At 72.5% G+C, this 22,633-nt stretch carries 23 protein-coding genes and 1 pseudogene; 12 read left to right on the top strand and 12 right to left on the bottom strand.

The genetic code is table 11. The annotated features are described in order from the left end of the window. Positions 1 to 81: 81 nt before the first annotated feature. Both Srubr_RS29005 and Srubr_RS29000 read left to right on the top strand, forming a co-directional pair. Positions 82 to 819, top strand: a complete 738-nt coding sequence (locus Srubr_RS29005; RefSeq protein ID WP_189994452.1) for a helix-turn-helix domain-containing protein — start codon at positions 82 to 84, stop codon at positions 817 to 819. Further along, a pseudogene (locus Srubr_RS29000) lies at positions 815 to 913 on the top strand (IS5/IS1182 family transposase); the annotation flags it as partial. The gene Srubr_RS29005 and the pseudogene Srubr_RS29000, both read left to right, overlap by 5 nt. 62 nt (positions 914 to 975) lie before the next feature. Here the strand turns inward: Srubr_RS29000 and Srubr_RS28995 are convergent. Beyond that, the gene (locus tag Srubr_RS28995; RefSeq protein WP_189994450.1) at positions 976 to 1,551 is read right to left on the bottom strand and encodes an SUKH-4 family immunity protein; all 576 of its coding nucleotides are present in this window, start codon (positions 1,549 to 1,551) and stop codon (positions 976 to 978) included. Positions 1,552 to 1,587: 36 nt separating this feature from the next. Beyond that, positions 1,588 to 3,351, bottom strand: coding sequence for an arginine--tRNA ligase (gene argS / locus Srubr_RS28990; protein ID WP_189994448.1), 1,764 nt, complete (start codon positions 3,349 to 3,351; stop codon positions 1,588 to 1,590). Positions 3,352 to 3,477: 126 nt separating this feature from the next. On the opposite strand from argS, the gene lysS reads away from it, so the two are divergent. Both lysS and Srubr_RS28980 read left to right on the top strand, forming a co-directional pair. Further along, a complete protein-coding gene (gene lysS / locus Srubr_RS28985; RefSeq protein WP_189994446.1) occupies positions 3,478 to 5,217 on the top strand; it encodes a lysine--tRNA ligase in 1,740 nt (579 codons plus the stop codon). A gap of 173 nt (positions 5,218 to 5,390) precedes the next feature. After that, positions 5,391 to 6,050, top strand: coding sequence for a DUF998 domain-containing protein (locus Srubr_RS28980; RefSeq protein WP_189994444.1), 660 nt, complete (start codon positions 5,391 to 5,393; stop codon positions 6,048 to 6,050). On the opposite strand, the gene Srubr_RS28975 is transcribed toward Srubr_RS28980, so the two are convergent. The 3 genes from Srubr_RS28975 to Srubr_RS28965 all read right to left on the bottom strand — a co-directional run bounded on the left by Srubr_RS28975 (position 6,016) and on the right by Srubr_RS28965 (position 9,256). Next, the gene (locus tag Srubr_RS28975) at positions 6,016 to 7,281 is read right to left on the bottom strand and encodes a DUF2637 domain-containing protein (RefSeq protein ID WP_189994442.1); all 1,266 of its coding nucleotides are present in this window, start codon (positions 7,279 to 7,281) and stop codon (positions 6,016 to 6,018) included. The two genes, Srubr_RS28980 and Srubr_RS28975, sit on opposite strands and share 35 nt — an antisense overlap. A 120-nt stretch (positions 7,282 to 7,401) precedes the next feature. Further along, positions 7,402 to 8,274, bottom strand: a complete 873-nt coding sequence (locus Srubr_RS28970; protein WP_229926643.1) for a DUF3558 family protein — start codon at positions 8,272 to 8,274, stop codon at positions 7,402 to 7,404. A 115-nt stretch (positions 8,275 to 8,389) separates the two neighbouring features. Next, the gene (locus tag Srubr_RS28965; RefSeq protein ID WP_189994438.1) at positions 8,390 to 9,256 is read right to left on the bottom strand and encodes a DUF3558 domain-containing protein; all 867 of its coding nucleotides are present in this window, start codon (positions 9,254 to 9,256) and stop codon (positions 8,390 to 8,392) included. Between the two features lie 214 nt (positions 9,257 to 9,470). On the opposite strand from Srubr_RS28965, the gene Srubr_RS28960 reads away from it, so the two are divergent. Continuing rightward, positions 9,471 to 10,664, top strand: coding sequence for an RtcB family protein (locus tag Srubr_RS28960; protein WP_189994436.1), 1,194 nt, complete (start codon positions 9,471 to 9,473; stop codon positions 10,662 to 10,664). Here Srubr_RS28960 and Srubr_RS28955 read toward each other — a convergent pair. Genes Srubr_RS28955 through Srubr_RS28940 form a run of 4 tightly spaced genes read right to left on the bottom strand, consistent with a single transcriptional unit; the run spans position 10,654 to position 12,628 of the window. Next, a complete protein-coding gene (locus Srubr_RS28955) occupies positions 10,654 to 11,259 on the bottom strand; it encodes a TetR/AcrR family transcriptional regulator (RefSeq protein ID WP_189994434.1) in 606 nt (201 codons plus the stop codon). The two genes, Srubr_RS28960 and Srubr_RS28955, sit on opposite strands and share 11 nt — an antisense overlap. Positions 11,260 to 11,291: 32 nt before the next feature. Continuing rightward, complete coding sequence (locus tag Srubr_RS28950) at positions 11,292 to 11,462, bottom strand: hypothetical protein (protein ID WP_189994432.1); 171 nt, start codon at positions 11,460 to 11,462, stop codon at positions 11,292 to 11,294. Further along, positions 11,459 to 12,238, bottom strand: coding sequence for an SDR family NAD(P)-dependent oxidoreductase (locus Srubr_RS28945; protein WP_189994429.1), 780 nt, complete (start codon positions 12,236 to 12,238; stop codon positions 11,459 to 11,461). The genes Srubr_RS28950 and Srubr_RS28945 overlap by 4 nt, the downstream gene beginning before the upstream one ends. Positions 12,239 to 12,289: 51 nt before the next feature. Further along, complete coding sequence (locus tag Srubr_RS28940) at positions 12,290 to 12,628, bottom strand: YnfA family protein (RefSeq protein ID WP_189994427.1); 339 nt, start codon at positions 12,626 to 12,628, stop codon at positions 12,290 to 12,292. Positions 12,629 to 12,752: 124 nt separating this feature from the next. Here Srubr_RS28940 and Srubr_RS28935 point away from each other — a divergent pair, with 124 nt between their 5' ends. From Srubr_RS28935 to Srubr_RS28915, 5 genes are all read left to right on the top strand, one after another. Further along, positions 12,753 to 13,844, top strand: coding sequence for an LLM class flavin-dependent oxidoreductase (locus Srubr_RS28935; protein ID WP_189994425.1), 1,092 nt, complete (start codon positions 12,753 to 12,755; stop codon positions 13,842 to 13,844). After that, positions 13,841 to 14,419 carry a CE1759 family FMN reductase gene (locus tag Srubr_RS28930; RefSeq protein ID WP_189994424.1) on the top strand — a complete coding sequence of 193 codons (579 nt, stop codon included), beginning with the start codon at positions 13,841 to 13,843 and terminating at the stop codon, positions 14,417 to 14,419. The genes Srubr_RS28935 and Srubr_RS28930 overlap by 4 nt, the downstream gene beginning before the upstream one ends. A 437-nt stretch (positions 14,420 to 14,856) precedes the next feature. Then, on the top strand, positions 14,857 to 15,576 hold the full coding sequence (locus Srubr_RS28925; protein WP_308439899.1) for a response regulator transcription factor: 720 nt from the start codon (positions 14,857 to 14,859) through the stop codon (positions 15,574 to 15,576). Then, complete coding sequence (locus tag Srubr_RS28920) at positions 15,577 to 17,016, top strand: sensor histidine kinase (RefSeq protein WP_189994421.1); 1,440 nt, start codon at positions 15,577 to 15,579, stop codon at positions 17,014 to 17,016. It abuts the gene before it with no gap. A 129-nt stretch (positions 17,017 to 17,145) separates the two neighbouring features. Further along, positions 17,146 to 17,862: a hypothetical protein gene (locus Srubr_RS28915; protein WP_189994419.1), complete on the top strand. Its 717-nt coding sequence runs from the start codon at positions 17,146 to 17,148 to the stop codon at positions 17,860 to 17,862. A gap of 25 nt (positions 17,863 to 17,887) precedes the next feature. On the opposite strand, the gene Srubr_RS28910 is transcribed toward Srubr_RS28915, so the two are convergent. Continuing rightward, positions 17,888 to 18,175 carry a hypothetical protein gene (locus tag Srubr_RS28910; protein WP_189994417.1) on the bottom strand — a complete coding sequence of 96 codons (288 nt, stop codon included), beginning with the start codon at positions 18,173 to 18,175 and terminating at the stop codon, positions 17,888 to 17,890. A gap of 89 nt (positions 18,176 to 18,264) precedes the next feature. On the opposite strand from Srubr_RS28910, the gene Srubr_RS28905 reads away from it, so the two are divergent. After that, entirely contained in the window at positions 18,265 to 19,095 is an 831-nt protein-coding gene (locus tag Srubr_RS28905) for a M55 family metallopeptidase (protein WP_189994415.1), read from the top strand. Positions 19,096 to 19,114: 19 nt separating this feature from the next. Here Srubr_RS28905 and Srubr_RS28900 read toward each other — a convergent pair whose 3' ends face one another. Further along, positions 19,115 to 20,533 (bottom strand): MFS transporter, encoded by a 1,419-nt coding sequence (locus Srubr_RS28900; protein ID WP_189994407.1) that lies wholly within the window; start codon positions 20,531 to 20,533, stop codon positions 19,115 to 19,117. A gap of 276 nt (positions 20,534 to 20,809) precedes the next feature. On the opposite strand from Srubr_RS28900, the gene Srubr_RS28895 reads away from it, so the two are divergent. Then, a complete protein-coding gene (locus Srubr_RS28895; RefSeq protein ID WP_189994405.1) occupies positions 20,810 to 21,706 on the top strand; it encodes a helix-turn-helix transcriptional regulator in 897 nt (298 codons plus the stop codon). A gap of 24 nt (positions 21,707 to 21,730) precedes the next feature. On the opposite strand, the gene Srubr_RS28890 is transcribed toward Srubr_RS28895, so the two are convergent. Then, positions 21,731 to 22,621, bottom strand: a complete 891-nt coding sequence (locus Srubr_RS28890) for a LysR family transcriptional regulator (protein WP_189994566.1) — start codon at positions 22,619 to 22,621, stop codon at positions 21,731 to 21,733. Positions 22,622 to 22,633: the final 12 nt, after the last annotated feature.

Genomic DNA, 22,633 nt, shown 5'->3' with positions numbered 1-22,633 from the left:
CCATGTTCACGACCGGTACGAGTGGCGACAATTCCCTGCGGGGAATGGCCTGGGACCCTCCGCCGCCGTTACAACAAGCTCGTGGACTTCCCTCGTGCGCTTCGTGAACGTCGTACCCGCCGTCATGTCAGCCAGCTCGATCTGGCGCTCCGAGCGGGCACCACCCAGCGCTACCTCAGCTTCATCGAGTCCGGCAGGTCAGTCCCGGGCCGGAACATGGTCGTGCGCCTGGCCGAGTCGCTGGAGTTGCCGCTGCGGGAGCGCAACGAGTTGCTGCTGGCCGCCGGGTACGCGCCCGCCTACGCGGAGAGCTCACTGGACGATCCGGTGCTGGCCCCCGTGCGCACGGCGATCGACCACATCCTCCGCGGGCATCTGCCGTATCCGGCGTTGGTTGTGGACCGGGGCGGTGACCTGGTCGCCGCGAATACCGCATTCGACTTGATCACCGAGGGGGCGGCTGAGGAGCTGGTGGGTCCGGGCACGAATATCTACCGCCTGGCGCTGCATCCCGACGGGCTGGCTCCCCGCATTCTCAACCTCGCCGAGTGGGCGCGCCACATCTTGGTGCGCCTTGGCCATCTGGAGGAGTTGCGTGCCGAGCTCACCGGGTACGTTCCCGAGCTGGAGCCGTCCGCCGGGCAACTCGGTTTCGCGGTGCCGCTCCGCCTGCGGTCCTCGTACGGTGAGCTCCGTCTGATGACTACTGTGACGACCTTCGCCACCGCCGTCGACGTGACGCTTGCCGAGCTGAAGCTGGAGGCGTTCCTGCCGGCCGACCCGGCGACAGCCGAGGCTCTCTCAGCAGCGGCCGGGTAATCGGAACGACTGCCGAGCCTGGGCCGAGTCCGGCGCCAAGGCCGCCGTGGGTAACACCACTACGATCGCCGACGGCGACTGTCGGGGAACCGGCAGCACCGCCGCCGCAAGCGCGAGGAACTCCCGGCAGCAGAACGATCATGCACGGGACACCCTTCAGGTGAAGACCCCGCCTTCAAGGTTGTCGAACAGTTCCACCCATTCGCTGTGTTCGTGGGCGAAGGGAAGGGGATCGGTCCGGCGGATCGCGTCCAGCAACGCGCCGACTTCACGCTTCCGGCGGGCGTACTCCTCGTCGTCGTCCTCGTCCTCGCCCCGGCTGTAGGACGAGATGTAGCCGAGAAAGGACACCATGGTCTTCACCAGTGAGGAGACGTCGCCATGGAGGGGGATCACCTCTCGGACGGCGTCGGTGTACTGGTACACGGTCCCGGTGCCCGGATCCACCACGACCGCGTTGACCGGCAGATTCCCGATCTTCACGACCTTCTCCACCCCGTCGGGGAAGGTCCAGCCGTTCTTCGTCTCCTCCGCGCAGTCCCAGACGTACCTCGCGTCGAACTCGACGGGCAGGCCGAACGAGAACTCGAAGTCCTCGGCGCTCGGAATCCCGGTGCGCACAAGGAAGTCGAGAGTCTCGCCGGCGAAGCCGTACCGTGCCGCCGTCGGTTCGGGCAGCCGTGACACCTCGGCCTCGCCGGCCGGCGTCTCGTGATCGATGTCGAAGAGCATGCCCTCAGGGTCTCTCAAAACCCCAAGGGCTGAGCGTCAGAGCTTCTCGGGGGTGCGGATGCCCAGGAGGGTCATGCCCTGGTGGAGGGTGCGGGCCGTGAGGTCGGAGAGGAAGAGGCGGTTCTCCACCTGCTCCGGCGTCTCGGCGCGCAGCACCGGGCACTTGTCGTAGAACGTCGTGAACAGCGAGGCCACCTGGTACAGGTACGCCGCCAGCTTGTGCGGGGCGTACTCCGCGGCCGCCTCCCGGACCGTCTCCGCGAAGGAGTCCAGGTGCAGGCCGAGGGCGCGCTCGGCGTCCGCCAGGGGCAGCTCGGGGTGGGCCGCCGGGCGGACCTCGCCGGCCTTGCGGAGGATGGACTGGATGCGGGCGTAGGCGTACTGGAGGTAGACGGACGTGTCGCCGTTCAGCGAGACCATCTGGTCCAGGTCGAACTTGTAGTCCCGGTTCGCCGACGTCGACAGGTCCGCGTACTTCACCGCGCCGATGCCCACCTGGGTGCCCCGCTCGGCGATCTCCTCCTCGGACAGGTCCTGCGCCTTCTCCCGGACCACGGCCGACGCCCGGTCGATCGCCTCGTCCAGCAGGTCGACCAGGCGGACCGTCTCGCCCTCACGGGTCTTGAACGGCTTGCCGTCCTTGCCGAGGACCGTGCCGAAGGCGAGCTGGACCGCCGTGACGTCGTCGCCCAGCCAGCCGGCCCGGCGCGCGGTCTCGAAGACCATCCGGAAGTGCAGGGCCTGCCGGGCGTCCACCACGTACAGCAGGGTGTTCGCCTTCAGGTTGAAGACGCGGTCGCGGATCGCGGACAGGTCGGTGGCCGCGTAGCCGTAGCCGCCGTCCGACTTCTGCACGATCAGCGGGACCGGCTTGCCGTCCGGGCCCTTGATGTCGTCGAAGAACACGCAGAGCGCGCCCTCGGAGCGGACCGCGACGCCCGACTCCTCCAGCAGGCGGCAGGTCTCCGCGAGCATGTCGTTGTACCCGGACTCGCCGACGATGTCCGCGTCCCGGATCTCCATGTCCAGCTTCTCGAAGACGGAGAAGAAGTAGATCTTCGACTCGTCCACGAACTTCTGCCACATGGCGAGCGTGTGCGGGTCGCCGGCCTGGAGGTCCACCACCCGGCGGCGGGCCCGCGTCTTGAACTCCTCGTCGGAGTCGAATTTCTTCCGCGCGGCCTTGTAGAGGCGGCCGAGGTTCGACATCGCCTCCTCGCCGGTCACCTGGTCGTCCTTGTGGTCCAGCTCGTGCGGGTGCTCGTCCAGGTACTGGATGAGCATGCCGAACTGGGTGCCCCAGTCGCCGATGTGGTGGCGGCGGATCACGTTCTCGCCGGTGAACTCCAGCAGCTGGGCGACCGAGTCGCCGATCACCGCGGAGCGCAGGTGGCCGACGTGCATCTCCTTCGCCACGTTCGGCTGGGCGTAGTCGATCACCGTCGTGCCGGGGTCGGCGGCGGTGGGCACGCCGAGGCGGCCCGTGTCGTCCGCGTACCGCGCGGCCAGGTTCGCGGTGATCGCCTTGTCCGCGACCGTGATGTTGAGGAAGCCGGGGCCGGAGACCTCGACGTCCTTGATCACGTCACCCGTCACCACCCGGTCGACGACCTGGGTCGCCAGCTCCCGGGGGTTCGACTTCGCCTTCTTGGCCAGGGCCAGGATGCCGTTGGCCTGGAAGTCGGCCCGGTCGCTTCGTCGCAGCAGCGGGTCCGCGCCGGCGGCCTCGGGCAGGGTGGCCGCGAGGGCGGACGCGAGGTGCTGCTGGACGTTGTCGCTGAGGGACGTGACCGAGGCCATGGGTGTGGGTGCCGTTCTCCTCGTGGATGGATAGACCCATCCAGTATCCCATGGGGGGTAAAGCCGTTTTCCCGGTCGACGGGCGGTCTGTGAGAATGGAGGCTCACCCCGTTCAGAAAGAAGGACGTGCCGATCGTGGCTCAGAGCACCGAGACCACCGACTGGGTCTCCCGTTTCGCGGATGAGGTCATCGAGGAGTCGGAGCGTCGGGCCCCGGGCAAACCGGTCGTCGTCGCGTCCGGACTCTCCCCCTCCGGTCCGATCCACCTCGGCAACCTCCGCGAGGTCATGACCCCGCACCTGGTCGCCGACGAGATCCGCCGCCGTGGCCGCGAGGTCCGGCACCTGATCTCCTGGGACGACTACGACCGCTACCGCAAGGTGCCGGCCGGCGTCCCCGGTGTGGACGAGAGCTGGGCGGAGCACATCGGCAAGCCGCTGACCTCGGTCCCGGCGCCGAAGGGCTCGGCGTACCCGAACTGGGCCGAGCACTTCAAGGCCGCCATGGTCGAGGCGCTGGCCCAGCTCGGCGTGGAGTTCGACGGGATCAGCCAGACCGCGCAGTACACCTCCGGTGTCTACCGCGAGCAGATCCTGCACGCCATGAAGCACCGGCACGACATCGACGCGATCCTCGCCCAGTACCGGACGAAGAAGGCGCCGAAGAAGCAGCAGCAGAAGGCGGTGGACGCGGCCGAGCTGGAGGCCGAGGAGGGCTCCGGCGCCGCGTCCGAGGACGACGGCAGCTCCGGCTCCGCCGGGTACTTCCCGTACAAGCCGTACTGCGGCGGCTGCGGCAAGGACCTGACGACGGTCACCTCCTACGACGACGACACCACCGAGCTGTCGTACACCTGCACCGCCTGTGGCTTCGCCGAGACCGTCCGGCTCAGCGAGTTCGACCGCGGCAAGCTGGTGTGGAAGGTCGACTGGCCGATGCGCTGGGCGTACGAGGGCGTGATCTTCGAGCCGAGCGGTGTGGACCACTCCTCGCCCGGCTCCAGCTTCCAGGTCGGCGGGCAGATCGTGCCGATCTTCGGCGGCGAGCAGCCCATCGGCCCCATGTACGCGTTCGTGGGCATCTCCGGCATGGCGAAGATGTCGTCCTCGCGCGGTGGCGTGCCCACCCCGTCGGACGCGCTGAAGATCATGGAGCCGCAGCTGCTGCGCTGGCTGTACGCCCGCCGCAAGCCCAACCAGTCCTTCAAGATCGCCTTCGACCAGGAGATCCAGCGGCTCTACGACGAGTGGGACAAGCTGGCCGCGAAGGTCGCCGACGGCTCCGCGCTGCCGGCCGACGTCGCCGCCCACACCCGCGCCGTCGGCACCGCCGCCGGTGAGCTGCCGAAGACGCCCCGCCCGCTGCCGTACCGCACGCTGGCGTCCGTCGCCGACATCACCGCCGGTCACGAGGACCAGGCGCTGCGCATCCTGTCCGAGCTGGACCCGGAGCAGCCGCTGGCCTCGCTGGACGAGGCGCGCCCGCGCTACGACCGGGCCGAGGCGTGGATCAACACGTACGTGCCCGCCGACCAGCGGACCATCGTGCGCGAGGAGCCCGACGCCGAGCTGCTGAAGTCCCTGGACGAGGCGTCCCGGCAGTCCGTGCGGCTGCTGCTGGACGGGCTCGCCGACCACTGGTCGCTCGACGGGCTGACCCACCTCGTGTACGGCGTGCCGAAGGTGCAGGCCGGGTTCTCCGCCGACGCCACGCCGAAGGAGCTGCCGCCGGAGATCAAGACGGCCCAGCGGACGTTCTTCGCCCTGCTGTACCACCTGCTCGTCGGCCGCGACACCGGCCCCCGCCTGCCCACCCTGCTGCTGGCCGTGGGCCAGGAGCGGGTACGGACGCTGCTCGGGGAGTAAGCCGTACGGAGACAGGGGTCCTCTTCCTTTCGGAGAGGGCCCCTTTTTCCATGCCCGCGCGCCTCTTGGTACGGCCCTCCCCACCCTCGTTCCGGGGGCCTGCCGCAGTGCCTGGGCCCCGTCGCGCGTGATCGGCTGGGCGGTACGGGAATCGTGTGACGGCAGGGGGAGAAGTGAAGGTTCGGATCGCCGGTGCCGCGTGGCTCGCCGGTGTGGCGCAGTTCTTCGTGGTGCACGGGATCGTGCAGTCGGCCTGGGAGCGGCCGTACAGCTGGGCGCGGAACAACATCAGCGACCTGGGCAACGCCCGGTGCGCCCTCCAGCCCGATCCCACGCCCCGCTACGTGTGCTCGCCCGAGCACGGCCTGATGAACGGCTCGTTCGTCGTCCTGGGCGCGCTGCTCGTCGTCGGCGCCGTGCTGTCCGGGCCGCTGTGGCGGCGCGGGGCCACCGCCCGGGTGGCCCGGGTGCTCCTGGCCGGCGCGGGCGCGGGCTTCGTGCTCGCCGGGCTGGCACCGGCGGACACCAGCGAGAACCAGCACGTTCTCGGCGCCCTGCTCATCATGGGTACCGGCAACATCGGGCTGCTGGCGGCGGGGTCCGGCCTGGCCCCCGAGGCCCCGGCTCTCCTGCGCCGGGCCGGCGGCCTGCTGGGAGTCGTGGCGCTCGGCGCGTGGGGGCTCTTCCTCTCCGGGAACTACCTCGGGATGGGCATGGGGGGCATGGAGCGGGTCGCGGTGTTCCCCCTGCTGGTGTGGGCGTCGGTCGTCGGGGCGTACGGGCTGGTGGGCCCGGCCGTCACGCGATGTGGTCCTCTTCCAGCTCCGCGTTGAAGCGGTTGGTGAAGCGGTTGACCATGCGCTCGGCGTCGCGCGGGGCCAGCGTGATGCGGTACGTCGCCTCGACCGCCTCGGCGTACTGGTGCGGGGTGGGGAAGCTGCCGTCGATGGACTTGCGGAAGACCTGGTAGTAGTCCTCCTCCGTCGGGTCCGGCTCCGGGCTGCCGCCGCCCTCGCCGAGTTCGCGGGTGCGGGTCGCGCTCACCGGGATCGGGAAGCTGCCGGTCTCCTCCGGGGAGGGCTGCTGGAAGTCCTCCGGGGCCTGCTCCTCGTACCAGCCCTCGTACTGCTCCTCGGGGGCGTACTGGGGTTCCTGGAGCATCGGGTCGTAGGTGGGGTCGTAGCCGCCGTGGTACTCGACCTCGCGCGGGGCCTGGAACCAGGGGCTCTCCTCGTCGGCCGGGGGCGCCTCGGCGGGCCGCCGCGCGGCGGCGGGGTCCGGCCGGTGCGGGGCCGCCTCGGCCGGGCGGTCGGCTGCGGCGGCGCGGTCGGCCGTGGCGGCGCGGTCGGCCGTGGCGGGGGCGAGGGCCTGCGGGCGCGGGGCCGCGGGGAGCAGGACCGGGTCGATGCCCGCCGCGGCCAGGCCCGCCGGGGCCGTGTCCGCGAGCGGGACGCCGTAGCGCGCCAGGCGCAGCGGCATCAGGGACTCCACCGGGGCCTTGCGGCGCCAGGCGCGGCCGAAGCGGGAGCGCAGCCGGGCCTGGTAGACGAGACGTTCCTGCTCCAGCTTGATGACCTGGTCGTAGGAGCGCAGCTCCCACAGCTTCATGCGGCGCCACAGCAGGAACGTCGGCAGCGGGGAGAGCAGCCAGCGGGTGAGGCGGACGCCCTCCATGTGCTTGTCCGCCGTGATGTCGGCGATGCGGCCGACCGCGTGCCGGGCCGCCTCGACCGCCACCACGAACAGCACCGGGATCACCGCGTGCATGCCCACGCCCAGCGGGTCCGGCCAGGCGGCGGCGCCGTTGAACGCGATCGTCGCCGCCGTCAGCAGCCACGCCGTCTGGCGCAGCAGCGGGAAGGGAATCCGGATCCAGGTCAGCAGCAGATCCAGGGCGAGGAGGACACAGATGCCCGCGTCGATGCCGATCGGGAACACATAGGAGAAGTTCCCGAAGCCCTTCTTGACGGCCAGCTCACGGACGGCCGCGTACGAACCGGCGAAGCCGATACCGGCGATGATCAGCGCACCGGTCACGACCACGCCGATGAGAACGCGGTGCATCCGAGTCAGCTGCGGTGGCCCGGCCACTCGTACTCCCCTCCCGTTGCGTGTTGTTGCGCGCAACAGAGTGGCACACGTGTACGGCGAACGCGGTACCGGTCACCCGCTACGCCCGTACGGTCAGACCTTCTTGCCGGCCGTCTCGGACGCGGACGCGCTCGGCGAGGACGACTCCGAAGGCTTCCCGGACGCGGAGTCCGACGGCTGCGAACTCGGGTCGGCGGACGCGCCGTTGGCCTTCGACACCGACGCCACGGCCTCCTTCAGCGCCTGCTGCGCGTCCTTCATCAGGTCGTCGGCGTCCGGCGTCTTCTCGCCCGCGAGACCGGCGCCGTTGTAGTCCAGGGTGACCACGACGTTCTCCACCCGGGCGACGACCGTCTGCTGCTTGAAGAGGCCCTCCTTCTTCTTCAGGTCGTAGCGCACCGCCGCCGCCTCCGCGCCGGTCCCGGACAGCGGCACCATCTTGGTGTCCTTCGCGCCGTCCACCGACTGGGCGTCCTGCACCTGCCGGCTGAAGTACGCGTGCGCCTGCTCGTCGGCGGCGCCCCGCGTGACGTCCGAGTCGAAGCGCAGCAGGGAGACGTTCAGCCAGCGGAACTGCGAGCCCTTCACGCCGTTGTTGGCCAGGCTGTCCCAGGCGCAGGAGGCCCGCGACGACGGCTCGTCGGAGCCGCCCTTCTTGCCCGACTTCGATGCCTTGGGGACCAGGTCGCCCAGGGTCTTCTGCGACAGCGCGGTGCACGGGTCGGGCAGCTTGCCGTACGCGGCGGGCCGTACGGTCGGCGACGCGCTCGCGGACGGCTTGGTGCTGCCGCTCGCCGTCTCGCCGGCGCTCTCGCCGGTCTTGGCCTTGGAGTCACCGGAGTCCGAGGAGCAGCCGGCGGTGATCAGGACCGCCGGAACGGCTGCCGCGCAGACCAGCGCGTGGCGCAGGCGCTTGGCTCGCTGGTGTCGCTGGGCACGGTCGTCTCGCTGGGCTGCTCGCTGCATGGTTCCTTCACTCATGACGCTCGGTGTTCGTGCGGGTTCCTGCGGGGCCACGGTACGCGGTGCGCGGGCCGTGCGGTGCCCGTCCGCGGGCCGGGCGGCGGGTCCGGCCGGGCGGTCAGCCGCCGAGCGCGTCGTCCAGCCGGGCGGCCAGGTCACGGGCCCTGTCCTGCATTTCCTTGCTGTCCGGGACCGTTCCGGTGGCCGTCGGCTGCTCCTCGTACTGGAGGGTGACGACGACGTTGGACGTGCGGAACACCACAGTCACCGTGCGCTGTTCGGCGGTCGGACCGGAGGTGCTGAGCTGGTCGTCCAGGTACGCCTCGTCACCGAGGTCGGACAGGGTGCGGGGCTGGAGCTCGGCGGAGGCGTCGGCGGAACCGGACGGCGTGGCCGAGGCGGAGCCCGAAGTGGTCGAGGAAGAGGGGGAGTTGCCGGACGGGTCCTTCGCCGACGGGGACGCGCCGCCGCTCGGGGAGCCCTTCGCGGACGCCGTCGGCGTGGGCGTCGCGGGCGGTGCCGTGTCCCCGCTCGTCGCGGGCAGGTCGGCGGCGGCCTGCTTCTCCTGGAACAGCCGCTGCGCCTGGTCGTCGTCGCTGACCGCGTTGTCGTACGACACCACGCGCTCGAAGTCGACGGAGAGACGGTCGGTGACGTCGGCCGACTCGACCTTCCAGCGGCAGCCCACCTTGCGGTCGGTGTCGAAGGTCAGCTCGGCATCGCCCTGGTAGGCCCGGTCCCGCTGGACGGGGTCGGTGATCCGCTGGATGCCGGGCAGCAGCGTGTCCAGGGCGTCGTGGCCGACCGCGCCGCAGGGCTCGGGGAGGGTGCGGTACTTGCCGGGCTGCGCGGCGACGGCCGCCCGGCCGGTGTCGCCGGGGTTGGCGTTGTCCGCCTGGCCGGCGTCCCCGGAGCCGCTCGTGCAGCCGGCCAGCAGCGCCGCGAGGAGGGCGGCGGTGCCGGTTGCGTAGGCCTTCCGCTGCACGGTCGGGCTCCTCTCGACGGTGTGTGCGCACTCGGTGCTCCAGTGTCCCCGCCGGTTATTCGCTTGCCGCGGCGGGGCGTCTCTTGCAGACAATGTGTATCGCACGCACTGCCGTGGCCGCCGGTCCCTCGTCGCTTTCGCCGACCTTGGCGCCTTTTTGCGTTTTGCTGCTTTCAAGTCTTTTGTTGTCATTTCCGGGGGGAAAGAGGAAGACATGTCGTACGTGGAGATACCGGGCGCGAAGGTGCCGATCCGGATGTGGACGGACCCGGCGACGGTCGAGGACGTGGCCCTGCGCCAGCTCCAGAACGTGGCGACCCTGCCGTGGATCAAGGGCCTGGCCGTGATGCCGGACGTGCACTACGGCAAGGGCGCGACGGTCGGCTCGGTCATCGCGATGCGGGACGCGGTGTGCCCGGCGGCGGTGGGCGTGGACATCGGCTGCGGGATGTCGGCGGTCAAGACCTCCCTGACCGCGAACGACCTGCCCGGCGATCTGTCCCGGCTGCGGTCGAGGATCGAGCAGGCCATCCCGGTGGGCCGGGGGATGCACGACGACCCGGTCGAGCCCCGGGGCTTCCACGGACTGGCCACGGCCGGCTGGGAGGACTTCTGGGCGCGGTTCGACGGGGTCGCCGAAGCGGTCAGGTTCCGTCAGGAACGTGCCTGGAAGCAGATGGGAACGCTCGGCAGTGGAAACCACTTCATCGAGGTGTGCACCGACACGGACGGTTCCGTGTGGCTGATGCTCCACTCCGGCTCCCGCAACATCGGCAAGGAACTCGCCGAGCACCACATCGGCGTCGCCCAGAAGCTCCCGCACAACCAGGGCCTGGTCGACCGCGACCTCGCCGTCTTCGTCGCGGACACCCCGCAGATGGCGGCCTACCGCAACGACCTGTTCTGGGCGCAGGAGTACGCCAAGTACAACCGCATGCTCATGATGGCGCTCCTGAAGGACGTGATCCGCAAGGAGTTCAAGAAGGCCAAGCCGGTCTTCGAGCAGGAGATCTCCTGCCACCACAACTACGTGGCGGAGGAGCGGTACGACGGCATGGACCTGCTCGTCACCCGCAAGGGCGCGATCCGGGCCGGCTCCGGGGACTACGGCATCATCCCCGGCTCGATGGGCACGGGCTCGTACATCGTGCGCGGCCTCGGCAACGAGCTGGCCTTCAACTCGGCCTCGCACGGCGCCGGCCGGCGGATGAGCCGGAACGCGGCCAAGCGGCGCTTCTCCACGAAGGACCTGGAGGAGCAGACCCGGGGCGTGGAGTGCCGCAAGGACTCCGGTGTCGTGGACGAGATCCCGGGCGCCTACAAGTCGATCGACCAGGTCATCGACCAGCAGCAGGACCTGGTGCGGGTGGTGGCCAAGCTGAGGCAGGTCGTCTGCGTCAAGGGCTGATGCCGGGACCGGCCCGCAGCGAGTCCAGCCAGTGCAGCAGGCGGGTGGCCTCGCGGGTGGTGACGGACGGGTCGCGCAGGGCGTGGGTCAGGGCGGACATGCCCTGGTGGGCGGAGACCAGGGTGCGGGCGTGGTCGTCGGGGTCGGGGACGCCCCAGGCGCGGAACTGGGCGGCGGTCCAGTCCGACAGGCGGCGGAGCACCGCGCCGGCCTCGGCGTGCAGGGAGTCGTCCGCCCGCTTGCCGAGTTCGGCGGCCAGGGTGCCGGTCGGGCAGCCGTACCGGGCGGTGGTCTCGCGCTGGGACACCCAGGTCTCGACCAGGGCCCTGAGGCGGTCGTGCGGGGCCGGCAGCCGGTCCAGCCCGGCGGTGAGCTCGTCCAGCCGGTCGCGGTGCTCGCCCAGCGCCGCCCGGACCAGCTCGTCCTTGGTCTTGAAGTAGTAGTAGACGTTCCCGACCGGGACGCCGGCCTCGTGCGCGATGTCGGCGAGGGTGGTGCGCTCGATGCCCTGCTCGTGCAGGACCCGGGCCGCCGCCGCCGCGAGGCGGCGGCGCTTCTGTGCCGCCTGCGTCCGACGGTCAACTGAGTTCGTCATCCGACCGACTATATGCAGCGATGTCCTGGATGCTACTTCGCGTGCCGTACCGCGTAGATCATGACGAACGCCAGGAAGTGGATGCCGAAGAGGAAGTAGGCCAGGAAGTACCAGACCTGGCGTTCGTCCTTCGTCTCCTGGGCCAGCCTGCGCTGCTCCAGGGACTCGGCCGGGCCGTCCGCCGGGGGCGCGCCGTCGGTCACCGCTGTTCCCGGTGCACCTTGGTGTTGGACGCCTGGGCGCGCGGGCGCACCACCAGCAGGTCGATGTTGACGTGGCTGGGGCGGGTCACCGCCCAGGTGATCGTCTCGGCCACGTCGTCGGCGGTGAGGGGCTCGGCCACGCCCTCGTACACCTTGGCCGCCTTGTCCGCGTCGCCGCCGAAGCGGGTCAGCGCGAACTCCTCCGTGCGGACCATGCCGGGCGCGATCTCGACGACCCGGACCGGCCGGCCGACGATCTCCAGGCGGAGGGTCTCGGCGAGCACGTGCTCGCCGTGCTTGGCGGCGACGTAGCCGGCGCCGCCCTCGTAGGTGCCGTGGCCGGCGGTGGAGGAGACGACCACGACCACGCCGTCGCCGCTCGCCTCCAGCTTCGGCAGCAGCGCCTGCGTCACGTTCAGCGTGCCGATGACGTTCGTCTCGTACATCGCGCGCCAGTCCGCCGGATCGCCGGTGGCCACCGGGTCCGCGCCGAGGGCGCCGCCCGCGTTGTTCACCAGGACGCCGATCGTCTTGAAGGCGGAGGCGAACTCGTCCACGGCCGCGCGGTCGGTCACGTCGAGCTGATAGGCCACCGCCGAGTGCCCGGCCTTCGTCAGCTTCTCGGCGAGGGCCTCGATGCGGTCCTTGCGGCGGGCGGTGAGGACGACGCGGTAGCCGGCCGCGGCGAGCCGCCGGGCCGTGGCGGCGCCGATGCCACTGCTCGCGCCGGTGACGACGGCGATGCGGGAGGCGGCGGACGGGGCGGCGGTGGCCATGGCGGCTCCTGGGCTTGCGTCGGGACGGTTCCGTCCAGCGTATGTGAGGTCTCAGCCGCCGTTCCGGGGTGCCCACATGATGATCGCCATCCCGGCGAGGCAGACCAGCGCGCCGGCGATGTCCCAGCGGTCGGGCCGGTAGCCGTCGGCGACCACGCCCCACAGGATCGAGCCGGCCACGAAGATCCCGCCGTAGGCGGCGAGGATGCGGCCGAAGTGGGCGTCGGGCTGGAAGGTGGCGACGAAGCCGTACGCGCCGAGCGCGAGGACGCCCCCGGTGATCCACAGCGGGCCCCGGTGCTCCCGTACGCCCTGCCAGACCAGCCAGGCGCCGCCGATCTCGAACAGCGCGGCGACGGCGAACAGGGCGGCGGAGCGGAGGATCGGCATGCGGGCAGCTTGGCATGTGGCGCCCGTGGGGCTTGCGCGCGCCCGCGGGGGCCGGGAGGAATACCCGGGCCGGGGCGACCGTTGGGGGAGGTGTAGTTGAACGATCAACCAAATGGAGGCGGTCATGCAGTTCGGGATCTTCAGCGTCGGGGACGTGACCACCGACCCGACCACCGGACGGACGCCGACCGAGGCCGAGCGGATCAAGGCGATGGTCACCATCGCGCTGAAGGCGGAGGAGGTCGGGCTGGACGTCTTCGCCACCGGTGAGCACCACAACCCGCCGTTCGTGCCGTCGTCCCCGACCACGATGCTCGGCTACATAGCCGCCCGCACCGAGAAGCTGATCCTGTCCACCTCCACCACCCTGATCACCACCAACGACCCGGTGAAGATCGCGGAGGACTTCGCGATGCTCCAGCACCTGGCCGACGGCAGGGTGGACCTGATGATGGGGCGCGGTAACACCGGGCCGGTGTACCCGTGGTTCGGCCAGGACATCCGGCAGGGCATCAACCTCGCCATCGAGAACTACGCCCTGCTGCGCCGGCTGTGGCGCGAGGACGTCGTGGACTGGGAGGGCAAGTTCCGCACCCCGCTGCAGGGCTTCACCGCCACGCCCCGCCCGCTGGACGGCGTCCCGCCGTTCGTCTGGCACGGCTCCATCCGCTCCCCGGAGATCGCCGAGCAGGCCGCGTACTACGGCGACGGCTTCTTCCACAACAACATCTTCTGGCCCGCCGACCACACCAAGCGGATGATCGAGCTGTACCGCGCGCGCTACGCCCACCACGGGCACGGCACCCCGGAGCAGGCGATCGTCGGCCTGGGCGGCCAGGTGTTCATGCGGAAGAACTCCCAGGACGCGGTGCGGGAGTTCCGCCCGTACTTCGACAACGCCCCGGTCTACGGCCACGGGCCCTCGCTGGAGGACTTCACCGAGCAGACCCCGCTCACCGTGGGCTCCCCGCAGCAGGTGATCGAGAAGACGCTCTCCTTCCGCGAGTACGCCGGCGACTACCAGCGCCAGCTGTTCCTGATGGACCACGCCGGCCTGCCGCTGAAGACCGTCCTGGAACAGCTCGACATGCTCGGCGAGGAGGTCGTGCCCGTGCTGCGCGAGGAGTTCGCCAAGGACCGTCCGGCGGACGTGCCGGACGCGCCCACCCACCAGTCCCTGACCACCGCCGCGCGGAAGAAGGAGGCCGTCGCATGAAGCTCGTCGTCGTGTCGGCGGGACTGAGCGTCCCGTCCTCCACCCGGCTGCTCGCCGACCGGCTGGCCGCCGCCGTCCACGGGCACACCCCGGTGGACGTCCGGGTGGTCGAGGTGCGGGACCTCGCCGTCGAGGTCGCGCACCGGTTCACCAACGGCTTCCCGGGCAAGGCCCTCGCCGCCGCGCAGGACGCGGTGGCGGAGGCCGACGGGCTGATCGTGGTCACGCCGGTGTTCAGCGCGTCGTACAGCGGGCTGTTCAAATCCTTCTTCGACGTGCTGGACAAGGACGCGCTGGCGGGCAAGCCGGTGCTGATCGCCGCGACCGGGGGCTCGGCACGGCACTCGCTGGTGCTGGACCACGCCCTTCGGCCGCTGTTCGCCCACCTGCGGGCCGTGGTCGTACCCACCGCCGTGTACGCCGCCTCCGAGGACTGGGGCGCCGAGGGACTGCCCGAGCGGATCGAGCGGGCGGCGGGGGAACTGGCCGCGCTGATGCCGGCGACGGCGGCCCGGCGCGCGGCGGACGAGGATGTGGTGCCGTTCACCGAGCGGCTGGCGGCGCTGGGGCAGTGACGGACCACGGGCCACCGTCGCCCGTCCTGGCCGGCGGGGACGGCGGGGAGGTCCGTGTCGGCCGGGGCGGGTGGCTCGGGACGGGTGCCCGTGGGCCGGGGCGGGTGGCTCGGGACGGGCGCCCGTGGGCCGGGGCGGGTGGCTCGGGACGGGTGTCTGTCGGATCGGGATGATGGTGGTCCGGGTGGCTCGTGGGCCGGGCGGGTGGCGGGTTGCGTGGCCTGCCGGGGCGGGTGGCCGGTGCGGGTGGCCTGTTCGGTTCGTGCGGGCCGTTCGGGCTCCCGGGGCGGTGAGGGGCCGCCGGGCCTCGGTGAGCGGCCGGCGGGCAAAGCGGGCGGGCGGTGGCCGGTGAGAGGGCGGTAAAAAGCGTGCTCTGGGGCCATCGTGTCCGGCCGGGCTGCCGGAGGCCTTGGCAGACTGGGGGCGTGCCCCAGACTGTGCTGCTCGCCGAAGACGACCGTGCCATCCGCCATGCCCTGGAGCGTGCCCTGAGGCTGGAGGGGTACGAGGTCACGGCGGTCGCCGACGGAGTGGAAGCGCTGGCGCAGGCTCACACCGACCCGCCGGACGTGCTCGTCCTCGACGTGATGATGCCCGGCATCGACGGCCTCCAGGTGTGCCGCGTGCTGCGCGCCGAGGGGGACCGCACCCCGATCCTGATGCTCACCGCCCTGGTGGAGACCGCCGACCGCATCGCGGGCCTGGACGCCGGCGCCGACGACTACGTGGTCAAGCCGTTCGACGTCGAGGAGGTCTTCGCGCGGCTGCGCGCGCTGCTGCGCCGCACCAGCCCCGCCCCGGCCGCTGCCGCCGTCCCCCCGGAGGGCCCGGCGCGGGAGGCGGCGCAGGCCGCGGGCCGGCAGCTGGAGGCCGCCGGCCTGCGCATGGACCTCCAGGCCCGCCGGGCCTGGCGCGGCCGGCGCGAACTGGAGCTGACCCGCACCGAGTTCGAGCTGCTGGAGCTGCTGGTGCGCAACGCGGGCATCGTCCTGGACCACTCCACCATCTACGACCGGATCTGGGGCTACGACTTCGGCCCCGGCTCCAAGAACCTCGCCGTCTACGTCGGCTATCTGCGCCGCAAGCTGGACGAGCCCGGCGCCCCGCAGCTGATCCACACCGTGCGGGGCGTGGGCTACGTGCTGCGGGAGGACTAGATGGGTCCGCGTCGGCGGCTGCCGGAGCGGCCACGGCCCAGGCTGATCTCCCTGCGCACCACCTTCGCGCTCTCCTTCGCCGCCGTCACCGCCGCCGTCACGGTCCTCGTCGGCATCCTGTCGTACAACTCCGCCGCGCGGCTCGTCCGGGTCGACCAGCAGTCGGTGTTCACCCAGGTCATGCAGGACGTCCGGGACGAGGTCCGGCAGCAGCCGATGAGCCCCGACGACTTCTCCTCCTCCCGTCCCGGGCACGACCTGGTCCGCCCCGCCCGCACCGACGTCCAGGTGCTCGGCGCGTCCGGGCAGATCGTGGACCACGGCACTCCGGTACTGCCCGTCACCGCCCAGGACCGTGCGGTGGCCGTCGCCCTGCGGGCCGGGGAGGTCGTCGAGCACAAGGACGTACGGGTGGAGGCGGACCTGTTCCGCATCGCCACCGTCTCGCTCGGCGACGGGCGGGGCGCGGTGCAGGTCGCGCAGGAGTTCAGCGACACCGAGGACCTGCTGCGGGCCCTCCAGCAGCGGACGCTGATCCTGATGGCGGCGGTCGTGGTGGCGGCCGGGCTGTTCGGCTGGTGGCTGGCCCGGCGCATCACCCGCCGGCTGGTGGTGCTGACCTCGGCCGCCGAGGACGTGGCCCGCACCCGGCGGCTGGGCATCCAGGTGCCGGTGACCGGGCTGGACGAGGTCGGGCGGCTGGGCCGCGCCTTCGACCGGATGCTGGGGCGGCTCGCGCAGTCGGAGGAGGACCAGCGCCGGCTGGTGCAGGACGCCGGGCACGAACTGCGCACCCCGCTCACCTCCCTGCGCACCAACATCTCGCTGCTGCGGCGCATCGACGAGCTGCCGCCCGAGTCCCGGGAGGAACTGGTCGCCGACCTCACCCAGGAGGCCCGGGAACTGACCGACCTGGTCAACGAGCTGGTCGACCTCGCCGCCGGGCAGTCCGACGCCGAGCCGCCGCAGCGGGTGGACCTCGCCGACCTCGCCGAGGACGTGGTCGGGCTGGCCCGGCGCCGTACCGGGCGGCAGGTCGTGCTGCGCGTGAGCGGTGAGACGACGGCCCACGGGCGGTCCGGGATGCTCCAGCGGGCCATCTCCAACCTGGTCGAGAACGCCGCCAAGTTCGACCGGGACGGCACCGCGCCGATCGAGGTGGGCGTCACCGGGCCGGCCCGGCCGGGCACGGTACGGGTGGAGGTGCTGGACCGGGGGCCGGGGATCGCCGACGGCGACCTCGTGCGCATCTTCGACCGCTTCTACCGTGCCGCCGACGCCCGCTCACTGCCCGGCTCCGGGCTCGGCCTGTCCATCGTCCGCGAGGTCGCCCGGGCCCATGGCGGAGCGCCGTTCGCCTACCGCCGCGAGGGCGGCGGCTCGGTCATCGGCTTCACGGTGGGCGGCGGGCCGGTGGGGGGCGGCGGGGGTGGTGGCTGAGCCGGGTGCGGACGGGAGCGGTGGCCGGGTACGAGGGCCTGCCCGGGGCGGTGGCTGAGTACGGGTACCTATCCCGAGCGGGTAGTCATGCCCATCCCCGGGCCGTCCCGAGCGCCGTAGCGTCGCCGTATGCCCGACAAGATCACACCGGCCGGCACCGGCACCGGCACCCGTACCGGCACCGGGGCCGCGCGGAAGCTGGGCCTCGGCTGCCTGGGCTGCGGGGGGCTGGTCGTCGCCCTCGTCCTCGCCCTGGTCGCCGTGCTCGCCTGGAACGCCGGGGCCGGGACGGACCTGCCCCGGGCCGCGCCCCAGGACAGGGCGGACCGCGCCTTCGGGTACTCCCGGGAGGCGTACGACGTCCTGGGCTTCACCCGCGCCCTGCCGCCGGGCACCGGCGGGACCGGCAGCCGCGCGCGGAACGTGTTCGGCGCGGAGTACTGCCACGACGGCGGGCTGCTCGGCATGGAGGACAAGACCGTCGACGGCGCCTACCGGCTGTACCACGAGTGGGCGCTGGACCACGTCCCCGCCGATCAGGCCGTCCCCGGTCTGCGGCGGCTGCACCGGCGGCTGGCGGACGACGGCTGGAAGGTCACGTCGTACACCGAGGGCGGGGCGGGCAAGGACTGGTCGCTGTACGTCCAGCGGGACCACCGGGCCGAGTGGATGACCTTCACCTGGGACCCGGAGCAGCGGTACTTCACGGGCGGCGCGGGCGTGCCCTGCGCCTACGACCCCGCCTGGACGCACGGCGACAGCGACACGTACGACACCGACACGTACGACCCGGACACCGCCGCCGAGGCCGTGACACCGTCCGTGCTCGGACCGGGCGGCCGGTGAGCGTCAGGCGGTCGTCGCGTGAGCGTCAGGCCCCGCCGCCCGCGTCCCCCTCGCGGCGCCGGGCCGCCGTCAGCAGCCAGGCCAGGTTGCCCACCGCGGCTCCGGCGGCGACCGCGGCGGCGATCACCCCGCCGGTCGCCAGGCCGTCACTGAACAGGTGCGGGCGCCGGTCCAGGCTGTGCAGCCCGAAGCCGCACAGCTGGTACACGCCGACGGCGGCGATGACCAGGCTGACGACCAGCACGGCCACCGTCGGCGCGAGACTGTGCGCACAGACCTCCGTGCCGGGCTCCGTCTCGGTCGTGTCCTGCATGCGTCCCCCGTTGAACAGGCGTGTGAACGGCCCGGTAGTTGTCGGCGGTTGGGAACCTACAATACGTAGGGCCGGTTAGGGTCGACGCCGTGCGGATCTACATCAGCGCGGACATGGAGGGCGTCACCGGGCTCGTCGACGCGGACGACGTCCAGCCGGGCGGCCGGGACTACGAGCGGGGCCGCGCCAAGATGGCCGAGGACGTGAACGCCGCCGTACGGGGCGCGCTGGCCGCCGGCGCCGCCCACGTCCTGGTCAACGACGCCCACGGCCCGATGCGCAACCTCCTCCCCGAGGCCCTGCACCCGGCGGCCCGCCTGGTGCGCGGCAGGCCCAAGCAGCTCGGCATGCTGGAGGGGCTGACCGGCGAGTACGACGCCGTGCTCTGCGTCGGCTACCACTCCCGGGCCGGTGCGCCGGGCGTGCTCAGCCACAGCTTCATGGGGCACGAGATCGAGGACATGTGGCTGGACGGCCGCCCGGTCGGCGAGATCGGGCTCGCGCAGGCCACGGCGGCGGCCCTCGGCGTGCCCGTCGTGGCCCTCACGGGTGACGACGCGGCGTGCGCGGAGATGACGGAGTGGGACCCCTCGGTCGCCACCGTCCCGGTGAAGTACGCCCGCGACCGGTTCGCGGCCGAGCTGCGGCCCGAGGCGGAGGCGCGCGAGGCGATCGAGGAGACGGTGGCCGCCGCGCTCACCCCGGCCCCGCGCCGCCCCGCCCCGTCCGCCGCCGAGGCCACCCTCGCCGTCCGCTGGCAGTCCGCGTCGGTCGCCGCGACCCTGCTCGGCATCCCGGGTGTGACGGCCGACGACCCCCGGACGGTCCGGGCGAGCGGTCCGCTGCCCGCGCTGTACCGGCAGTTCGGGGTGTGGATGCGGGTGGCGTCCTCGCTCACCAACCAGCCGCCGTACTGCTGAGGACTCACCAGCGGGCCCGTCACCGGTGGCGGGGCGTGCGCAGGAACACCGCGCTGCCCACGGTGCCGACGAGGGCGAGTGCCGCGTTCAGCGCGATCGCGGTCTTCAGGCCGCCGAGGACCGCCAGGGTGCCCGTACCGGTCATGGCGGCGGTGGCGACGGCGCTCATCACCGGCGTGCCCATGGTGATGCCGACCTGCTGGGTCATCGTCGCGAGCCCGGTGGCCAGGCCCTGTTCGTCGTCGGCGAGACCGGACGTGGCGGTCACCATGAACCCGACGATGACCAGCATGTTGCCCACTCCGCCCGCGAAGGTCGCGGCCAGGAGCAGCCACAGCGAGGCGTGCCCGGTGCCGAGGCCGAGCAGGGCCGCCGTGGACAGGGCCTGCACCAGGCCGCCGGCCAGCAGGGTCCGGGTCGCGCCGGACCGGCCGATCAGCCGCGGGGCGAGCGCGCCGCCGACCACGGTCCCCGCGCCCAGCACGCCGAACGACAGCCCGGCCGCGAGCGGGGAGAAGCCCAGCACCTCTTGGAGGTAGAGGGTCAGCAGGAACACCAGGGACGTCTCGGTGAGGAACGCGATCAGCCCGGCGAGGTTGCCCCATGCCACCGACCGCCGGCCCAGCACCCGGGGCGGCACCAGCGGCGCGGACACCCGGCGCTCCACGACCGCGAACACCCCGAGCAGCACCACCCCGGCCGCGAGCGGCAGCAGTGTGGCCGGCGCGCCCCAGCCGTGCTCCCCGGCCTGGGTCAGACCGAGGATGACCGCCAGCAGCCCGAGGGTGACCGTGACGGCACCCGGTACGTCCAGCTTCGGCCGCTCGGCGGGCCGGGACTCGGCGATGACGGCGGGCGCGACGAGGAGTACGGCGAGGGCCACGGGCACGTTGACGAAGAACGCCCAGCGCCACGACAGCAGGTCGGTCAGCAGGCCGCCGAGGATCGCGCCGGTGGTGAAACCGGCCGACATCAGCGCCCCGTTGAGACCGAGCGCCTTCTCCCGCAGCGGGCCCTCCGGGAAGGAGGTCGTCAGCAGGGACAGCCCGGCCGGGGTGACCGCCGCGGTGGCCAGCCCCTGGAACACCCGGGCCGCGAGCAGCACCTCCGGGCTCTGCGCCAGCCCGCCGGCCAGCGAGGCCGCGCCGAGGACGACGAGGCCGCCGAGGAACAGCCGACGGCGGCCGAAGAGATCGGCGACCCGCCCGAACAGCAGGGTGAACCCGGCCGCGCACAGGGCGAACGCGGTGCCGATCCACTGGAGGCGGTCGAGGGAGAAGCCGAGGCCCGCGCCGATCACCGGCAGGGCCACGTTCAGGATGGAGAAGTCCACGGCCAGCATGAACTGGGCCGCGAGCAGCAGCACCAGCACCAGGCGCAGCCGCGGGGTCAGCGCGGCGGGCGCGGCGTCGGCCGGTCGTGTCGCTGTGGCGGACATGACGGGTCCCTTCTGTACGGCGGGGTCGGGGCGTCGGGGGATACGGCGAACTCGCCCACGAGCAGCGGGAGTCGCCGTGCAGAAGACTCGTCCGCCGCGGCCGGCGCAGCCAGCACCGCCGTGGGACCGGTCGCCGTGAGGGTGGTCATCGCGTGACCACCCTCGGGCATCTCGTTCGCGCCGCCGGGCGGGCAGGATGGACGAAGGCCGCGGTACGACGACCGCGGTATCCGCCGTACTCGCCGTCGGAGTACGCCGCACGCCCCGGAGGCAGCCATGGACGCGTCGTCCGAGCTCGGAGAGTTCCTGAAGTCACGCCGTGCCGCGCTGCGGCCTCAGGACGTCGGGATCGCGACCGCGCCGGCCCGCCGCCGGGTGGCCGGGCTGCGCCGCGAGGAACTGGCCCTGCTCGCGGGCGTCAGCATCACCCACTACACCCGCCTCGAACAGGGCCGCGCGGCCGGTGTCTCCGACTCCGTGCTGGAGGCGATCGCCCGCACCCTGCGGCTCACCGAGGACGAGACCGCCCACCTGAAGGACCTGGCCCGTCCCGCCGCCCCGCGCCGCCCGGCCGCGCCCCGCGCCGGGCACGCGTCCCCCTCGGCCCGCCGGCTGCTCGCCGCGATGACGGACGTCCCCGCGCTCCTCCTGGACCGGCGGGGCGACGTCCTGGCCTGGAACCGGCTCGGTCACGCCCTGCTCGCCGCGCATCTGCCGTGGGAGGCTCCGGAGACTCCCGGCGGCCGGCCCAACCTGGTGCGGATGCTGTTCCTGGACGACGAGTACCGGGCGAGGTACACCGACTGGAAGGAGGAGGCGCACCTCGCGGTCGCCTCCCTGCGCCTGGTCGCCGGCCGGCACCCCGACGACCGCGCGCTGGCCGAGCTGATCGGTCAACTGTCCATCCGCAGTGAGGAGTTCACCGCGCTGTGGGCCAGGCACCCGGTCCGTACCTGTGTCTCCGGCACCAAGTCCCTGCGCCATCCGGCGGTCGGCACCCTGGAGCTGGGCTTCGAGAACCTGTGCCTGCCGGGCACCGCCGGCCAGCGCGTGATCACCTACACCGCCGAGCCCGGCTCCCCGTCCGACGCGGCCCTGCGCCTGCTGGCCGCCACGGCGGTACCGCCCGTACGGGAGGACCTGCCCGCGCCGGACGCGCGCCGGACCGTTTGACGCCGCCCCGAGGCGTGCGGTGCGTCAGGTCCGCGGTCCGGCCCCGAGGACGTCGAGCATGGCCCGGGTCGCCGGGCTCGGCGGGAAACGGCTCCAGGCCAGGTACTCCACGCGGCGCGGTCCGTCGGCCACCGGGACCAGTGTCAGCCCGGGGCCGGCGGCGGCCAGCGGCCGGACGAACGCCGAGGGCAGCAGCGCGACGCCGAGCCCGCGCCGGATCAGCCCGGTGATCAGCTCCACGACCCCCGCCTCGTAGGCGACCTCGCGGACCAGGCCCGCCGCGGCGAACGCCTGGTCCGACTGGGCCCGGGCGGGCGTCCCGGCCACGAAGTCCACGAACGTCTCCCCGGCGATGTCCCGCAGCGTGACCCGTTCCGCGCCGGCCAGCCGGTGCCCGGCCGCCATCACCAGCACATGCTCGTCGTGGTCGAGCACCACGCTCTCCACCCCCGTGGGCCGCTCGCCCTCCGGCAGCCCGAGGAAGGCGATGTCCAGCTCGCCGCGGCGGATCGCCGCCGCCAGCTCGTCACTGCGCCCGGAGCGCAGCAGCACCCGCACCTCCGGGTGCCGGGCGCGGTAGCGCTGCAACACCTCCGGCACGTCCACGGCGGCGGTGGTCACGATCACGCCGACGGCGAGCCGGCCACGCACCACGCCGGTCGCGGCGGCGGCGTCGGCCACCGCGCGGTCGGCGGCGGCCAGCGCCTCGCGCGCCCGTGCCACGAACGCCTCGCCCGCGTCGGTGAGTTCGACCCGGCGGCTGGAGCGGGCGAACAGTCGTACCCCCAACTCCCTTTCCAGGCCCGCGATCCGGTGGCTGAGCGAGGACTGCGTCACGTAACACCGTTCGGCGGCGCGGGTGAAGTTACGGGTCTCGGCCACGGTGACGGCGTACCGCATCTGCTGGAGGTCCACCCGGCCATGGTT

Source organism: Streptomyces rubradiris (genome assembly GCF_016860525.1).
GTDB lineage: Bacteria > Actinomycetota > Actinomycetes > Streptomycetales > Streptomycetaceae > Streptomyces > Streptomyces rubradiris.
Note: the sequence above shows the minus strand (reverse complement) of the source record. Positions and strands in the feature narration are given on the sequence as shown.

What these genes read in the sequence shown, in the direction of transcription:
- Srubr_RS28935 (WP_189994425.1), top strand. Translation starts at nt 12,753, where the DNA reads ATGCAGTTCGGGATCTTCAGCGTCGGGGACGTGACCACCGACCCGACC.
- Srubr_RS28945 (WP_189994429.1), bottom strand. Translation starts at nt 12,238, where the DNA reads ATGGCCACCGCCGCCCCGTCCGCCGCCTCCCGCATCGCCGTCGTCACC.
- Srubr_RS28895 (WP_189994405.1), top strand. Translation starts at nt 20,810, where the DNA reads ATGGACGCGTCGTCCGAGCTCGGAGAGTTCCTGAAGTCACGCCGTGCC.
- Srubr_RS28960 (WP_189994436.1), top strand. Translation starts at nt 9,471, where the DNA reads ATGTCGTACGTGGAGATACCGGGCGCGAAGGTGCCGATCCGGATGTGG.
- Srubr_RS28995 (WP_189994450.1), bottom strand. Translation starts at nt 1,551, where the DNA reads ATGCTCTTCGACATCGATCACGAGACGCCGGCCGGCGAGGCCGAGGTG.
- Srubr_RS28970 (WP_229926643.1), bottom strand. Translation starts at nt 8,274, where the DNA reads ATGCAGCGAGCAGCCCAGCGAGACGACCGTGCCCAGCGACACCAGCGA.
- Srubr_RS28940 (WP_189994427.1), bottom strand. Translation starts at nt 12,628, where the DNA reads ATGCCGATCCTCCGCTCCGCCGCCCTGTTCGCCGTCGCCGCGCTGTTC.
- Srubr_RS28930 (WP_189994424.1), top strand. Translation starts at nt 13,841, where the DNA reads ATGAAGCTCGTCGTCGTGTCGGCGGGACTGAGCGTCCCGTCCTCCACC.
- argS (WP_189994448.1), bottom strand. Translation starts at nt 3,351, where the DNA reads ATGGCCTCGGTCACGTCCCTCAGCGACAACGTCCAGCAGCACCTCGCG.
- Srubr_RS28920 (WP_189994421.1), top strand. Translation starts at nt 15,577, where the DNA reads ATGGGTCCGCGTCGGCGGCTGCCGGAGCGGCCACGGCCCAGGCTGATC.
- Srubr_RS28975 (WP_189994442.1), bottom strand. Translation starts at nt 7,281, where the DNA reads ATGCACCGCGTTCTCATCGGCGTGGTCGTGACCGGTGCGCTGATCATC.
- Srubr_RS28900 (WP_189994407.1), bottom strand. Translation starts at nt 20,533, where the DNA reads ATGTCCGCCACAGCGACACGACCGGCCGACGCCGCGCCCGCCGCGCTG.
- Srubr_RS28915 (WP_189994419.1), top strand. Translation starts at nt 17,146, where the DNA reads ATGCCCGACAAGATCACACCGGCCGGCACCGGCACCGGCACCCGTACC.
- Srubr_RS28955 (WP_189994434.1), bottom strand. Translation starts at nt 11,259, where the DNA reads ATGACGAACTCAGTTGACCGTCGGACGCAGGCGGCACAGAAGCGCCGC.
- Srubr_RS28910 (WP_189994417.1), bottom strand. Translation starts at nt 18,175, where the DNA reads ATGCAGGACACGACCGAGACGGAGCCCGGCACGGAGGTCTGTGCGCAC.